This is a genomic window from Halomonas sp. QHL1 (assembly GCF_001882345.1).
In the GTDB taxonomy this organism is placed as follows: Bacteria; Pseudomonadota; Gammaproteobacteria; order Pseudomonadales; family Halomonadaceae; genus Vreelandella.
In genome coordinates, this window is record NZ_MINL01000001.1 from 2,321,384 (window position 1) to 2,336,482 (window position 15,099).

The window sequence follows — 15,099 nt, forward strand, 5'->3', positions numbered from 1 at the left end:
CTTGGTGCTAAATGTCAGTGGGCATATTGAAAGGCCCACCTTTGCCACCACGAGATAATACGCCACAACCCTCTCATAAATTACTAAAATAGTAATATTAATTACAGATCGTTAACATAACGCGGACTATCCCGCTTAAAATATTTTGGCGAAGTATCTTGTGCTGCACTTTTCATGAGCCAACAGGCTTCGATACCCATAGCCGATAAAGCGCAGGGGTAAAGAAAAACGACACCAGCGTCGCTAAGAGTAGTCCAAAACCCACGGTTTGCGCGAACGGTGGCCATAGCCCGCCGGTGGCCAACATCAACGGAATTAAGCCTGCAAAGGTAGTGATCGTGGTCGAAACGATATGCCGGCTGGTGGGGCCACTGATCACCGCCAGCATGGCGTCGATATCGCCTTGGCGGGCGGCTGCGTCGTCATCAAAGGCGGCGATAATAATAATGGTGGCATTAATCGCTACCCCCACCAGCCCCATAATACCGACGATAATTACAAAACCGAACGCATGTCCGCTTAGCAGCAGCGCCACAATGCCCATGCCCATTGCCTGGGCCCCGGCAATAAACACGATGGCGGCCCGCCGGAAAGAGTTAAACGCCAATACCACGGTGGCCACCATGGCTATAACCAGCAGCACCACCGAGGCAAGTAGCTGGCCCACGGCTTCATCGCGCTCGGCGGCTTCACCACCGGTTTCGATCCGGTAACCAGGGGGCAATTGAAACGCCCCCGACGCCAACGCTGCCTGAAGCTTGGCATCCAGCTGGGCCATAGAGACAGCCGGAAGAGCGTCGGCCACCAGATACCCTTGCACCAACTGCACCCGTTCCGCGTTACGGCGGGTAATCACGCTCCAGGCAGGCATGAGTGATACCTCTGCCACCGCCGCCAGTGGCAGGCCCTCTGCCACTTGATCGCTGGCCAAGCGCAGCGACGCCAGTTGTTCTGTGTTAGTGCGCCACTCATCGGCGTAGCGTACCCGCACAGGCAGTTGCTGGGTGTCCTCCAGCAGCATGCCTGCTAATTGCCCCGAGAGCGCGGCCCCCGCTTGTTCCGCTAGACGCTGCGGCGTTAGCCCCACATCACTCAGTGCAGTGTGATCGATATCCAGGGTTAACCTGGGCAAGTCACGCTGCATGCCAGCGCGCACATGGGTAACCTGAGGCAGTTGATGCATTAGGCCCGCTAGTTCAAGTCCCAGCGATGACAGCACCGCTAGATCATCACCATAGACACGTAGCTCAATCGGGGCTTTAAACGGCGGACCCTGTTCATACTTGCGCACCACGCTTTGGGCCTGGGGGAAGCGCCGATCGAGCGCCTGCTGTAAGGCGGGCACCCGTTCGTTAGTGATTTTTAAAGACGCCGTGTCTACCACTAAGTGCAAAAATGCCGGGTTGTTATCCTCATTGGTGAGCACGTTGTAGTACATCATTGGCGCGCTTTCCCCCACAAACGCCGAGACGCGGGTAATGCCCGGCAGCTCACGAATCATGGCCTCGACCTCCTGGGCCAGTGCTTCGGTGTTGGCCATACTGCTGGCGGGGGGCAAGCGCACCTCAATGTGAAACTGGTCGCGGTCTGCGGGTGGGAAAAACGCCACATCCAGCGTGGGCATCAACGCCATACCGCCCACCGGCACGCACAGGGTGATAATCATGGCGGCCCACGGGTGACGCAGCGCGCTGCGTACAGTACGGCGAAAGCCGCGCTTGACCATACCGCTGACGCCGTTATCTCGAGGCGGTGGAGGGTGATCGGCAACCTTGGCTAACAGCATGGGCGACAACGCCGGCACCAGCAGCAACGAGACCAGATAAGAACTTACCAGCGCGACCATCACCGCCATGGCCAGGGGCCCCACGAACTCCCCCGCAGGGCCTGGCATCAACACAATCGGCATAAACGCCAATATGGTGGTTAAGGTGCTGGCCAGCAGCGGCACCGCTAAGTGGCGCAGCGTGTCCCGGGTAGCGGCAAGCGCTGAATCGCCTTTCAAAAAGCGCTCGCGCAGGGCGTTGGTCATCACAATGGCATTGTCGACCATCAGCCCCAGCGCCACGATAATGCCAGTAATGCTCATCTGGTGGATATCGATACCCAGCGGCTTAAAAAGAGCCAGAGTCAGCAGAGCCGTGGCGGGAATCGCCAACCCCACTGTCACCGCCGAGCGCCAGCCCATGGTGAGGAACAGGATCGCCACTACCAGCACTAGCCCCATCAGTAGGCTGCCTGCCACATCACTTAAGCGCTGGTGGGTGTAACTGGCCTGCTCAAAAACCTCCTCAACTTCTATACCGACAGGCAACTCATCGGCGAATGCCGCTAACTGCTGCTGTGCTTTTTCCACCCAGCTATCAATTCGCTGGCCGGGTGCCATGCGTGCGCCAACATATACCGCTCGTTCGCCGTTAAGCAGCGCCACCGCGGCTGGCGGGTCTTGCACGCCGCGGCGTAGCTCAGCTAACTCGCCAAGTCTTACGGTTTGCCCCTGCCGAGTCGCGACTTCTATCTCACCTAGCCTATCGAGCGCATCGAACTCACCGCTTAACCCCACCGTCAGGCGGTGGCCGTCGGTGACCACTTCACCTGCGGCACGTCGTCCATCGCTTGCCTTAATCGTGGCCGCTAACTGCCCGACGGAAAGCCCCAGGGCGTTCAGTTCAAGCGGGTTAACGATCACCTCTACCTGCTCCCCCGCCACGCCGAAGCGGTGGGTATACTCCGTGCCAGCGACGTTTCTAAACGCTGCTTCCAAGCGCTCGGCGTAGCGCTCCATCAGTTGGACATTGGGTGGCGAATCCAGCGTCCAGCGCAGTGCGGCCACCATGCTAAACGCGTAGCCCCGATCATCCAGCAGCTCCGGCGTTTGAACGCCGTCAGGCAGCGTAGGGGCAACATCGGCCAGCTTGTCTCGCACGCGACTCCACACCGGCGTTACGTTGGTCACAGCGTCCTCAAGCTCAAGGCTAATCACCGCAATGCCCTGGCGTGAGGTGGATTCCAGCACGCTAATCTCAGCGATGGTGCGTAGTTCATCCTCAATGGGACGCGCCACTAAAGCTTCAACCTGCTCAGGAGTGGCGCCCGGAAAAGGCGCTAATACGGTGGCCATGCGCGCCACCAAGTGAGGGTCTTCCGCGCGTGGCAGCGTTTGAATGGCCGACAGCCCAGCGACGACAAGAAGACCCAGGGCGAGCGCTAACAATCGCCGGTTAAATAACCACTCAAGACGCTTCATGGGCCACTTCCTCGCTTAGCGTGACCCGCTGTCCCGGCGTGATCCGATGAGTGCCGCTGGTAATCAGCCGCATGCCCGGCGCTAGCGTGCCGCGCACAAAGGCTTGGTCGCCTTCGCTATGCAGTAGCTCCACGCTGGCCTGGGCCGCACGGTAGTGATCATTCTCTAACGGCTCGGCCACCAATACGTTCCACAGGCCACGGTCAGCGGCTTGCAGGGAATCCAACGGCACCCAGTATCCGCTTGCGGGCTCTGTGATCGTGTAGCGCAGCTCTGCCAGATCGCCGGGCACGGCGTGGTCTGAAGCTTCCAGCGATACCACCAGCGTCTGGGTGCGGCTATCACTATCAACCTGAGGGAGCCGGGCACGTAACTCTCCGTGGACTTCCTCGCCATTCACCGTCAGCTCAACGGCTTCATTTGGAGCAAACGTCGCGGCCAGCGCGGCGGGTAAGCCAAGATGCGCTTCTAACTGCTCGACATCGATAAGATCGAAAGCAGTAGTGCCGCTACTCACCAAGCTGCCGACACTAATATGGCGCTCGATCACTCGTCCCGCAAAGGGCGCTTTTAACGTGCTGTCATCTAGATCGGCGGTAAGGCTATCGCGCTCGGCTGCCAGCGCCGCAAGACGAGCCTGAAGGGTCAATCGATCTGTCCGGGCCTGATCCAGCGCGGTGCGGCTGGCAAAATTATTCTGGTTTAGCTGCGCTTCACGCTCCTCCTGGCGCTGAGCCAGGGCGAGGCTGGCGCGGGCTTCTTCGCTGCGCGCGGCGACCTCCGCTAAGCGGCTTTCCAATCGGCGGGTATCCAGTGTGGCAAGCACATCCCCCTGTTCAACCGCATCGCCTCTGTCTGCTGACACAGCACTGACCCGCCCCGCAGGTTCGAACGCCAGCGATACCGACTGGCGCGCCACCACACGTCCGGTTAAGCGCACATCACGCTGCAGCTGTTCGGCTTGTTCCAGGGCCTTGGTCGCCACCTGTAGCAGGGCGTTATCAACGCCTTGCTGGCGGGCCTGCTGAGCACTGCTGTGCTGGCTAGAAAGGAAAAACACCGCCGCCAGTGTGGCACCTACCATCAGCAGCGCCGCCAGCGTGCCGCGAATCCGGTGGTTCCAGGAAGTTTTTAGAGGAGTGCCCATGTTGGCCCCGAAATGGTTTATTCTTGAACGATACCGTTCACTATAATATTTGTACGCGTACGTTCAATATTTATTTACACGATGGGCACGGATTGCACCGCATGACAGATTCTCAACATACATCGCATGAACCAAAACGCCGCGCTGGCCGACCAAAGGATATGGCTAAACGGGATGCCATGATGGATGCAGCAGCGTGTCTTTTTTTTCGCCACGGCTTAGAGGGCGTAACGATGGAAGCCGTTGCCCGAGAAGCAGGCGTTTCCAAAGTCACAGTGTATGGTCACTTTGTGACTAAAGAGGCGCTGTTTGGCAGTGTGATCCGTCGTGAAACCGCCACCATCCGCCGTGGGTTAGATAACCTGCCCGACACCCACGAGGCGGTGCGCCAATCGCTGATCGAGGTCGGCTTGAGCCTTGTGCGTTTTTTATTAGAACCCCATGTACTGGCCGTTGAGCGCGTGATGAATACTCAGGGAGAGCAGTATCCTGAGCTACTACAGGCTTTTTTCGAGGCAGGTCCTTGGGCCACTAAGCAGTGGTTGCAGGAGAAACTGGAGGGGTTAGCCCAAACCGGTCATTTAACGCTTGGCGCGACCACGCTCGCCGCCAACCAGCTGTGCAGTATGTGGCAAGGTATGCTGGTCACAGAAGTCCGCATGGGCGTTCGTCACCCTCCCAGCGTTGAAGAGCTGCATCATCAGATCAGTAGCGCTGTGGATGTGTTTTTGGCGGCGTATGGGAAGCCCAATCAAGGTAGCGTCCTTAGATAATCTGTCCACGGGAGGGCAGGACGATACGTTACTGACCGATAGCAAAGTCAATGGCTGGCTTTCCTTATGAATTCACCCCTCTCGAAATGCCTCTACCACCCGCTCTGCCAATACCTCGCTGGCATCACCACTACCTGCACGCTTCACCAGCGCCACTTGATAATCCCCTAGTGGCGGAAGTGATTCGTTGTTGAGCCGTTTGAGCGGCGGTCGAACCAAGCTTTTCGGAAAAGCCGTCACGGCTAGGTCGGCCAGCATGGCGGCTTCCTGTCCTGCGCAGTGGTCGCAGGAGTAAGCGATCCGGTAATTAATTCCGGCATGATTAAGGGCGTTGAGCGCGATCCTACGCCACGCACACCCCTGCTGGGCCAAGGTCACCGGTAATGGCGTTCGCTGAACGGCAACACCATCCTCACGGCCCGCCCATACTAATGGTTCGCTATGGACGACGTCGCCGCGCGCCGCCTGACCAGGCTCCAAGCTCATCACCAGTGCCAGATCCAGCTCCCCCTCATCCAACTGGGCGAGCAAATCTTTGCTGCGCCCAACCACGACATCGACCTGCACCGCTGGATGCGAGCGGGCGAATTGAGCTAACACCGTGGGCAGAATACGCCCTACCACGTCGTCCGTTACCCCCAGCCCCACGCGCCCTTCTATGGTGGGGGCTAAGAATTGGGTAACGGCTTCCGCATTGAGTTTAAGCAGTCGCCGTCCATAGCCCAGGAGGACTTCACCTTCGGTAGTCAAGCGTACGTAACGTGCCTCGCGCACAAACAGCGTTTGCCCGAGCGTTTCTTCCAGACGTTTGATCTGCATGCTCAGCGCAGAAGGGGTGCGAAATAGCTGCTGGGCAGCGCGGGTGAAACTGCCACTCTCCGCAATCGTCACAAAGGTGCGCAGCACCTCGCTATCCAGTAGCGGTAAGGCAGCCCGGTTGGGAGCCATGGTCGATAGTTGATTCATCACGCCCACCTTTCAGAAAATCTTAACACTCAGTGTAGATCTTTTCGTTTGATTGATCCAAAGCTAAGCGCCAAGCTGATAATCAGAGGTCGCGACCCTCCCACTTATTAATCACAGAACACAGCTGCCCAGTTGGTGTCCTGGCGCCGTTGACTGCACAGCTGCTGTGAAAATGGAGGTGCGCAATGAAGTATGAAGCTCCAACCCAACATGCCCATCACGCCTGGGAAAAAGCTAGCCGTTTGGCGCCGCCACCCAAGCCACCACAACTGCATTTTTGCATGCCTGCTATGCCGTCTATGAGGCTAATTCGTGCGCTCGATATGGGCTGGTGGCATTTCCAGCGGCGTAGGCTTTTCCGCCGCCACATACTGCCGCTACTGGACTGCGACGACCAATTACTGCGGGATATGGGTCATAGCCGCGAAGATATTCTCTGGGCTAGCCAGCTGCCATTAAGGGTCGATGCCATTCAGGCGCTAGAAGCCCGGCAGAAAAAGCGTCAGGCTCAGCCAGCCTAGAATAAAAAAGCTTCGAACCCGAGAGAGGTTCGAAGCTTTTAATGAAGCCTTTAATAACGCTTGGTTTTTTTAAACCCCAATCGGGCCACCGTCACGTTTCTGAATCACCACGGTCGATGCCCGAGGACGTACTTGGCCATTGGCTGCAACGGTGGCGTCTTGCACCAGCTCGCTACCATCGGCGGGCCAGTTACCGGGGTGCTGAATGTTGATAAACAGCGCGGTTTTATCCGGCGTGGCAAAAATACCGGTGACTTCGCAGCCGTTCGGCCCTACCGCAAAGCGCTTTAGTTGCTGCTGGTTGCTACTGTTAATCACCGGGCCGGTTCCCTGGATGTCGTCTAGCCCATTAGGTACCACGGCAAGCAACTGATCGTTGGTGTACTCGGTTATCCCATCATAACCGTTATCGGTCTGGATCCAGAGGATACCCTGACCGTCCTCTCGCTCGTCGAACCAGAGCCCGTCGGGGCTGGCGAACTGATTCATTTCTGTCAGGCCCGAGTGATTATCGGCATCGTCAGCGGCGGCGCCAAACACAAACACTTCCCAAGTAAAGGCGTTGGGCAACCGGCTTTCGCGCCAGCGAATAATATGCCCCGCTTCGTTATTGGCGCGAGGGTTGGCAGCATTGGTGGGCGCTAAATCGTAACCAACACCCACCTGTTCCAGACGCTCACCGTCATTAGTGTAGGTTGGGGATGTATCTTCAGCGGTACGCTGCGTGTTATTGGTGAGGGTGAGATACACCTCACCGGATGCCGGATCGACGGAAGCCCACTCAGGACGATCCATTGGCGTGGCGCCCAACAAATCCGCTGCATCGCAGGTGTTGATGATGATACCTGCCGCATCGTCGTCGGCTAGCCCCAACGCCGCCGCCAGTGTGCGACCATCGCGCGTTTGGATGCTAGGCGTTAGCGGCAGCCATTCGCCGCTGCCGTCAGCATGGAAACGGGCCACATAGAGGGTGCCGTTATCCAAATATTTGTTGCCAATGGCAAGACGATCGTACTCTTCACCTGGGCGGTTGGCATCGGCGGGATCCCAGGCAGCGTTGGAGACGTATTTGTATACATACTCGTTGCGGGCATCGTGCCCCGAGTAGTAAACCACTGGCTGACCGGCTTCCAGCTTGCCTAACCAACACCCTTCATGGCGGAAACGCCCAAGTGCCGTACGCTTAACCGCCAATGCATCACTATAGGGATCCACTTCCACCTGGTAGCCGAACGTGCGTGCTTCGTTGCGGTAGTCATCTTCAGCACGCTCGCCGCGCGGGGCAATATCGAAGCGAGCAAATTCGTCATTCTGTTCAGAGGCATCACCTGCCGAAGTATCCCAACCATAGCGGCTTTTATCGGTGGGAATACCAATCCGGGCATCGTCCTGAAACCGTTCGCCGCGGTTCACAAAGATATCGGGCCAGTTCTCTTCACAGGCAATATAGGTGCCCCAGGGCGTTACCCCGTTACCACAGTTATTGTTGGTACCACGGGTTTGAGTGCCCTCAGGCGAAAAGCGTGTTTTGACGTAGTCACTGCCCGCGACTGGTCCAGAAAGCTCCATCACCGTCGCACTGGTGAGGCGGCGGTTATAGCGCGAGCCCGGCACGTGCGCCCATTGGCCGCTGGCGTCCTTTTCGACCTCGACAAGGGTGACACCGTGAGCGTTGATTTCGGTGCGCGACTCCTCTGCTGGGCGCTGGCCCTTATCGGCATTAGTGGGGCCACCTTGGGGCGCCCATAGCGCGTCTTGGTCGATATACTCATTGTTGAGCGCCAGCACAAAACGGCGTGAGGCGTTGTCGGTATCCAGAGCAAAACCGGCCATGCCATCATGGTGCATGCCCACACTCTCTGCTTGACGTTCAGCGGTCATCGGCTGTTCGGGCTGCCAGGTAACACTTTGCTTCAGCGGTGCCCCCCACGGCACCAAGACTTGGGCAACGTAGCCTTCCGGCACCACCACGGCATCGGTGCGGGACCCTTGAACCGCCTCAAACGCCAGCGTCAGGGGTGTTTTTTGCGTCCTGTTTGAGGCAAGCGCTTGAGCAGCACCACCAAAACTGAGCATCGAGGCAGCCGCCATGCTCAAACCACCACGCATTACATCACGCCGAGATACATGGCGCGCCAATACTGCCGCGAAAGGTTGGTTGCCACTGCGGTTAAACAGGCGATGATCTTCGATCTCTTTACTCATTTTGGTCTCCCCCTGATCGTTTGTAGGTCAACGATTGAACGTTAGGAGACACTAAAGAAGCTAAATGACAGCACGATGACGGCCTGCCTGCATTTAGATGAAGAACGTTCAGAGTGCTAAGCACTTACTCCCCTAAACCCAATTGAGGAATCCCTAGGACTTTGCCAACGAGTCCTATCCCGGTGAGTGGCAAAGCCATAATATAAGTCCATACTTATCCATACGTAACGGACAATGTATGCGTCACCGCGTGCCAATTTGGGAGCAAGAATGAGACTGATCAGCCTCATGTGGGTAGTGCTGGCAGGGGTGAGTTTTAGCATCGGTGTACTAGGGGTTTTTCTGCCCCTGCTGCCTACCACCGTGTTTATGCTAATGGCTGTTTACTGTGCCTCCAAAGGCTCACCGCGATTTGAAGCCTGGATCCGCTCCCGTCACTATGTCGGCCCGCTACTGGTAACCTGGGAACACGAACGCGCCATACCCCGACGTGCTAAGTTAGCGGCCGTTAGCATGATAGCGTTGAGCGCACTGATCACTGCTTGGTCACTCGGCCCCGGCTGGATACGCTGGGGGGTGATCGCCCTACTGATGCTGATTGCCGTTTGGCTGGCCACCCGGCCAGAGCCCTCCTCTTCGCCTTAAGTTTACGGCTGGCTGACTCAACAAGTTCAACTTGTGCACGTGGTGAATTGGGCTTTCTGCCGAAATTCACCGGCACTGGCCGGTGCATCCAATATTTGGCGCTTTCACTTACTACTACTCATCCAGACATTGATGAACCCACGCTTCGATGCTAAATTGAAATAAAAGTTAACATAAAATTACATCCTCGCACACAGTGTCAAATTACTAATATTAAGAAAAATTCACACTGCGCGGCCGAGCTAAGGTTATAAAGGCTCAGTAGGGAGAAATGGTAGTGGCTCGAATGCGTGCGATGGTGGAATGGCTTGTGGCCGGTTATCTATTGTTAGCAACTGGGCTAGTAGCTTCTGCAGCCCCAGTTTTGGTTCAAGGTGAAGAGATAGGACAAGGCGTACTCCGTGTGCGTAGTGGAGAATGCTTTGCCATCGTACCCGAGCATGTCATCGGTTTTGGCCTGGGGCTCAAAGTGATGTCGGCAGGCCGCGTCTGGGCACCGGCGTCGATTGAAACCACCTTCGGCGACGACATCTCAGTAATACGAGTAGCATCGCAAGGCAAAATCACTTGCGGCATGGGCTGGCCGGTAATCAATAACCTTGATGAAATCCTGACCGAAGCCGTATCACGTAGCCTACAGGGGTCAATATTACGAGTCCGAGAGACAGGCGGTGTCGTTGTTTACCCAGTGCACTTCATGGGAATGGATGACCGCTATGTGGAGGTAAGAACGGTCGATCAAGTGGACGAGGCCTTCAAAGGTGTCAGTGGGTCGCAATTGCTATTGGATGGCCAACCGGTCGGCATGGTGCTGTCCACCGAGAACGGCCTGGTCAAGGCTTATCGTCATGATGCCCTCAGCCATATTGTGGCGCGCTTCTTCCACACACCTGGCCCGGGGCAACTTCCGCCATCTCATTTGCCTGTTGAATCGCACAGCAGCGTAGCCATTGTTACAACTCGCACTGCGATTCGCGAGGACCCCAGCCCGTGGTCACCTGTGGTGCGCTGGCTGAGTGTAGGTCAGAGCGTTGAGGTGATTGGCAAGGTAACAGGGCTGCCATGGTGGCAAACCCGAGATGGCTACGTGCGCGTTCGCAACACCACCGAGCGCTGACAATAACAAACCTGCGGGAGAGGTTCTGATGAAATATGTTCGCGTTTGTTGGATATGCTTAGTGCTAGCCCTAAGCAGTACTCCGCTGATGGCACTGGATCTCGCTAGCCTTGAGGCCGCCCAGGAACGGGCCGGGATCATTGATCGGGTACGCAACCTACTTGCCGACGATAGTGCCGCGGTACGCTTGGCAGTATTTGAAGAAGTGATGAAAGGTGAGGATCCGCTACTAAACAGCATGGCCATAGAGACAGCACTAAGTAGCGATGACGTGCGACTAAAAACAGCAGGCCTGCGTCATTTGATTAACAGTCGAGACTTTATAGTGGTGGAAGTGGTGGAGCCAAATCAAGCCAACCAAGCCCAAGCCTATACGTACAGTTTATGGCGCGAACTGACGCTCGATGAGTTAAAAATCAACCCTGCTAACGACCAGATTACCGGGAGCTTTCGAGCAGCTGCCATTCGCGATAGTGACTTCGTGGGCCAACTAGACCGCGGTGGTTTACGACTTGAGCTAAAAGCTTATAGAGATAGTTACGGCAGATATGGGTACACCTGCGCTTTAGCATTGAGTGAACTGTCAGGTGCTGAACTCGCTGGTGTGCTGGATTGTTACATAGGTGCTCCGCATAGAGGTGAGGACAATGCTAACGACAACAGTGCCAGCCTGCCGGCCAGAGTCCGTTTATCATGACGGCATGGTGGGGCCTTGGGTTAGGCTTACTGCTTAGCAGCCTAGCCAGCGCCCAGGCGCTCCCCGAGCGGGAGGTCGCTGCCTGGGTGATGGATGAGGGATTTTCTTCCACTGTGCCGATTTCGGGAAGGCCCCTCGCTGGTGCAATGTTTGAGCATCCCGGCAAACCCAGCGGCAAAGAACTCTTTATAATGGTGCCACCAGACCTGGATATCCAGGAAGCAGAAATATGCCTATCACTGTTGGCAAGAGATGGGCGCTATACTGGGCTGTTGCGAGCGCCTTTGGAAGCGGGTGAAACTCCATTTCTACTGCGGGTGACGTTCGAGAGCCGCGAACCTACTTTCTATGCAGAAGATCGCTCGAACGTGCTAACGGCTCTGGCCGAAGTAAAACGCAGCTGCGATCCCGGGCAACCAACTCAGCATATCTTGCTCGTTTCCTGGGAGCGCCCCAAGGAAGCTCAGCGATTGGCCGTAATGATCAACAGCAGCCGTATGCAGGCCTTTCTAGTCGTTCCTTACGAGAGCAAACCGCCGCAAGCGGTTGAATGTGAAATTATTCCTGATCCTCAGCGTATCGCCTTTGACCGTCAGTGCATGATCGATCTTGCTGAACTTAGTGGTCAAGGTGTACCGCTATTCGGTCAGACCGTGCTGGTTCGCCTTCAGGGCCCGAACCGTGCCCCCCCGATACCCTTCCCATTAGCACCATGAAATGGTTTCTGTGGTTCCTTTGCGCGCATTTTTGGATTGCAAAGGGGAAGGAGAAAAAGAGTTCCGAAGAACTATTTCGGTGGCGCCCTTTGGAGCGCTGCTCGATTGATAGGGAGAAGGAGAAAAAAATTTCAGTAAAGCGGATTAGGTGGCGCCCAGCCGCTGGATTGGTTCTTTCTTTGGTGTTGCTTCCTTTTGTGGTCTATTTGCTGTTTGAGATACTACGCAAACCCAGCACCTTCCATATCGTCGCAGATACCGAAGTTCTGGATATGGTCACGACAGGGGTAAGTGCGACCCGTTGGTACGCTCAACAGGTGGATGCAATGTTGGGGGATGCAGACCCCCTAGATGAGATCCCCGTGGATTCTTTTTCATTCAGCGGTCTGCTAGAGATTGGTCCCCGCACGAATGTGCGTATGGTGCGCTACGGGAACGGGGCGCTGCAAATAACACTCCAGGCGCATGAATCGGGTGAGCCCACATCCTATGGGGCATTATTCGACGCGCAGAATGAAGCACAGCAGGAGGAAGAAGCGCCAGGAGAGAATAAAGAGTCGTCTCGTGCCATTCCTGTGGTAACCCTGGAAAATTTGGTAAACGAAGATATTACTTGGCACTGGGCAGATTCTGCTTCACTTCAGGTGCACATAGGAGAATTTCCCTTTAATGGCAGCCTACTGGCGGTCGGTGCCATTGGTAGCGAGACCTACGCGGCTTCCATAGGAGAGCCTCCCCCAGTACTGCGAGCTGGCCATGTGGTAGTGATGGAGAAACGCTTGTTCTCGGATCTGCGTTATCCCGTAATGGAGCTAGATCTACAGCTTGGCGATGAGGTCTGGGTAACAGATGCCACTGGCAGTCCGGCGGATACGGCCTGCGTATTCTCCGCAGCTGGACAAGAGGTGGCGGGCATTACAGTGGCTTGCCATGCCACCGGCAAAACGTTAAAGGTCAGCCGCTTTGGTGGCCATCTCCTAGAAATGGAGCCGGGACCGTGGGATATGTTTTTTGCGGAGCCTACGCTTCAAATAGTGGTACCAGTGCTGCTCTCGATGATTTATTTGCTGCTTCAATGGATTCTGAGGTTTATTTTTCCTCGGCGTAATGTCCACCTGCCTACATCGTCACAACAGTAGCGGGAGGCAATCACGACTCAGAAACACCTATTAAATCGACACCTAATGGGTCGAGACCACCTGACGCAGTCCCATAAACGGATTTTTACTAATGGGGATACGTCATGCCTTCCACACTTCCCCCTCTCCTCATCGTTGACGATCTTGCTCCATGATCCGTATCGCTGCCCGACGCAGAGGTACCCGGGCTTGATACATTGCTCGCCTGCATCATGGTAACGCCTTCAGCTTGCTCACCGACCAGCATGGCGAAACGCAACGCTTTACCGGCACCCAGTGGATTATCCGCGCCCTAGCGCCGCAGGGTTTCATATAAGTTACGCTTACCCGGCCGACACTGCCGATGAAATGATTGGCACAGGTGCTCTGCCTGTTTCAGCCCAGCAGCGTATAGCCTATGGTAATCACGTGGCTTTTAACTAAGCCTGTCTATAAAATCAACAAAGCGAGCCGGCCAAGAGTTTGCAGTTTTATTGCCTTCAACACCTAGTTTCCAAAAAGGACGGACGCTATGCGCGATGATGAAAAATATACCAATAACGAAGAGCTGCTACTCTATCTGCAAAAGCTTTTAGACACCCCAGACACAGCGGCCCTACAAGAGTTTTTCTCTGAACTCGATATTTTAGACATCGCGCGAACACTTGAATCCTTCCCGGCCAAAACACGAGATTTCCTTTGGGAATATGTGCCCGACGATTTAGTCGGCGAGGTTCTTGCAGAAGTTGACGAAGACATCCGTGCCGATTACATCGAGGACTTATCGGCCAGCGACGTAGAACAAATTGTTAAAGGCCTGGATGCTCAAGAAGTTGCGGAAGTACTGGATGTGGCTGACGAGGCCATAAAAACCAGCGTTTACGCCAGCTTAGACCAAGATATTCGCGCCCAGGTAGAGAATCTTCATGCCTATGAGGACGACGTGGTGGGTCGTTACATGGACCCCGAAACGGTTAATGTAAAACAAGGCGTGTCGTTGGAGGCCGTGCAGCGCTATATCCGCATCCATCACCTGCTCGACGATGAGTCGCAGCAAATCATGATTACGGATAAGGATAAACGCCTACTCGGCACCTTGACCCTGATTGATTTAATCAAACAACCACAAGACGCCGTGGTTGATGATTATATGGATGATTTTTTTACCCTAAATGATCAAATGAAAGTCAGTGATGCCGCAGCTTTGCTGCGTTCTAAAGAGCTTCACTTTGTGCCCGTCTGCGACAGCGATGGGTTATTGGTAGGACAGCTAAACTCTGCCGACGTCTTAGAAATCACTCAAGAAGACGCTGATATGACGTTAAAACATATGTCAGGCGTCAGTAATGAAGAGGAAGTATTTACCCCAATTACCCGCAGCGCAAAAAGTCGCGGCATTTGGCTGGGCATTAATCTGTTAACGGCTTTTTTAGCGGCCTTCGTTATTGGCCAATTCGAAGCGGCATTGGATCAAATTGTGGCGCTGGCCATTTTGATGCCGGTGGTGGCAAGCATGGGCGGTATTGCAGGCAGTCAAACCCTCACCGTCGTCATACGCGGTTTGGCACTGGGCCAGCTCGCGGGTAACAATATAAAATGGCTTTATAACAAAGAGATGTGGGTAGGGATGAGCAACGGCTTGGTGTGGGCATTAGTGGTCGGCTTAATTTCCCATATCTGGTTTGGCGACGCCATGATCACGCTGGTGATCACCCTGGCCATCTTTATCAATATGAGTCTCGCCAACTTATCCGGCGTACTGATTCCCATGGTGTTGAAAAAGCTGCAGATTGACCCCGCGCTATCCGGTGCAGTTATTTTGACGACCGTTACTGATGTGGTTGGCTTTTTGTCATTCTTAGGGCTCGCGACGCTGATTATTTTGTGATCAAGGCCACTCAATGATGCACGCGACTCGCCACTCTATTCGCCCGCTAACGTTTATCT

The 15,099-nt window shown here is 55.4% G+C and carries 12 protein-coding genes; 8 read left to right on the forward strand and 4 right to left on the reverse strand.

The window, feature by feature from the left end; genetic code table 11:
- Positions 1 to 172: 172 nt before the first annotated feature.
- Together QHL1GM_RS10630 and QHL1GM_RS10635 are read right to left on the reverse strand one after the other, a co-directional pair.
- On the reverse strand, positions 173 to 3,247 hold the full coding sequence (locus tag QHL1GM_RS10630; RefSeq protein WP_071694456.1) for an efflux RND transporter permease subunit: 3,075 nt from the start codon (positions 3,245 to 3,247) through the stop codon (positions 173 to 175).
- Positions 3,234 to 4,394 (reverse strand): efflux RND transporter periplasmic adaptor subunit, encoded by a 1,161-nt coding sequence (locus QHL1GM_RS10635; RefSeq protein ID WP_071694457.1) that lies wholly within the window; start codon positions 4,392 to 4,394, stop codon positions 3,234 to 3,236. The genes QHL1GM_RS10630 and QHL1GM_RS10635 overlap by 14 nt, the downstream gene beginning before the upstream one ends.
- Positions 4,395 to 4,495: 101 nt before the next feature.
- Between QHL1GM_RS10635 and QHL1GM_RS10640 the strand changes: the two genes are divergently transcribed.
- Positions 4,496 to 5,167, forward strand: coding sequence for a TetR/AcrR family transcriptional regulator (locus QHL1GM_RS10640; protein WP_071694458.1), 672 nt, complete (start codon positions 4,496 to 4,498; stop codon positions 5,165 to 5,167).
- 72 nt (positions 5,168 to 5,239) lie between these two features.
- Here QHL1GM_RS10640 and QHL1GM_RS10645 read toward each other — a convergent pair whose 3' ends face one another.
- Positions 5,240 to 6,133, reverse strand: coding sequence for a LysR substrate-binding domain-containing protein (locus QHL1GM_RS10645; protein WP_071694459.1), 894 nt, complete (start codon positions 6,131 to 6,133; stop codon positions 5,240 to 5,242).
- Positions 6,134 to 6,318: 185 nt separating this feature from the next.
- Here QHL1GM_RS10645 and QHL1GM_RS10650 point away from each other — a divergent pair, with 185 nt between their 5' ends.
- Complete coding sequence (locus tag QHL1GM_RS10650; RefSeq protein ID WP_071694460.1) at positions 6,319 to 6,654, forward strand: hypothetical protein; 336 nt, start codon at positions 6,319 to 6,321, stop codon at positions 6,652 to 6,654.
- Positions 6,655 to 6,723: 69 nt separating this feature from the next.
- On the opposite strand, the gene QHL1GM_RS10655 is transcribed toward QHL1GM_RS10650, so the two are convergent.
- The gene (locus QHL1GM_RS10655) at positions 6,724 to 8,859 is read right to left on the reverse strand and encodes a PhoX family phosphatase (RefSeq protein ID WP_071694461.1); all 2,136 of its coding nucleotides are present in this window, start codon (positions 8,857 to 8,859) and stop codon (positions 6,724 to 6,726) included.
- 270 nt (positions 8,860 to 9,129) lie between these two features.
- Here QHL1GM_RS10655 and QHL1GM_RS10660 point away from each other — a divergent pair, with 270 nt between their 5' ends.
- From QHL1GM_RS10660 to mgtE, 6 genes are all read left to right on the forward strand, one after another.
- Positions 9,130 to 9,504, forward strand: a complete 375-nt coding sequence (locus QHL1GM_RS10660; RefSeq protein WP_071694462.1) for a YbaN family protein — start codon at positions 9,130 to 9,132, stop codon at positions 9,502 to 9,504.
- 277 nt (positions 9,505 to 9,781) lie between these two features.
- Positions 9,782 to 10,621, forward strand: a complete 840-nt coding sequence (locus tag QHL1GM_RS10665) for an SH3 domain-containing protein (RefSeq protein WP_139245606.1) — start codon at positions 9,782 to 9,784, stop codon at positions 10,619 to 10,621.
- Positions 10,622 to 10,649: 28 nt separating this feature from the next.
- Positions 10,650 to 11,318 carry a hypothetical protein gene (locus tag QHL1GM_RS10670; RefSeq protein WP_139245607.1) on the forward strand — a complete coding sequence of 223 codons (669 nt, stop codon included), beginning with the start codon at positions 10,650 to 10,652 and terminating at the stop codon, positions 11,316 to 11,318.
- On the forward strand, positions 11,315 to 12,034 hold the full coding sequence (locus tag QHL1GM_RS10675) for a hypothetical protein (RefSeq protein WP_071694465.1): 720 nt from the start codon (positions 11,315 to 11,317) through the stop codon (positions 12,032 to 12,034). The genes QHL1GM_RS10670 and QHL1GM_RS10675 overlap by 4 nt, the downstream gene beginning before the upstream one ends.
- A gap of 179 nt (positions 12,035 to 12,213) precedes the next feature.
- Positions 12,214 to 13,173 carry a hypothetical protein gene (locus QHL1GM_RS10680; RefSeq protein ID WP_139245608.1) on the forward strand — a complete coding sequence of 320 codons (960 nt, stop codon included), beginning with the start codon at positions 12,214 to 12,216 and terminating at the stop codon, positions 13,171 to 13,173.
- Positions 13,174 to 13,684: 511 nt separating this feature from the next.
- Complete coding sequence (mgtE, locus tag QHL1GM_RS10690; RefSeq protein ID WP_071694467.1) at positions 13,685 to 15,040, forward strand: magnesium transporter; 1,356 nt, start codon at positions 13,685 to 13,687, stop codon at positions 15,038 to 15,040.
- Positions 15,041 to 15,099: the final 59 nt, after the last annotated feature.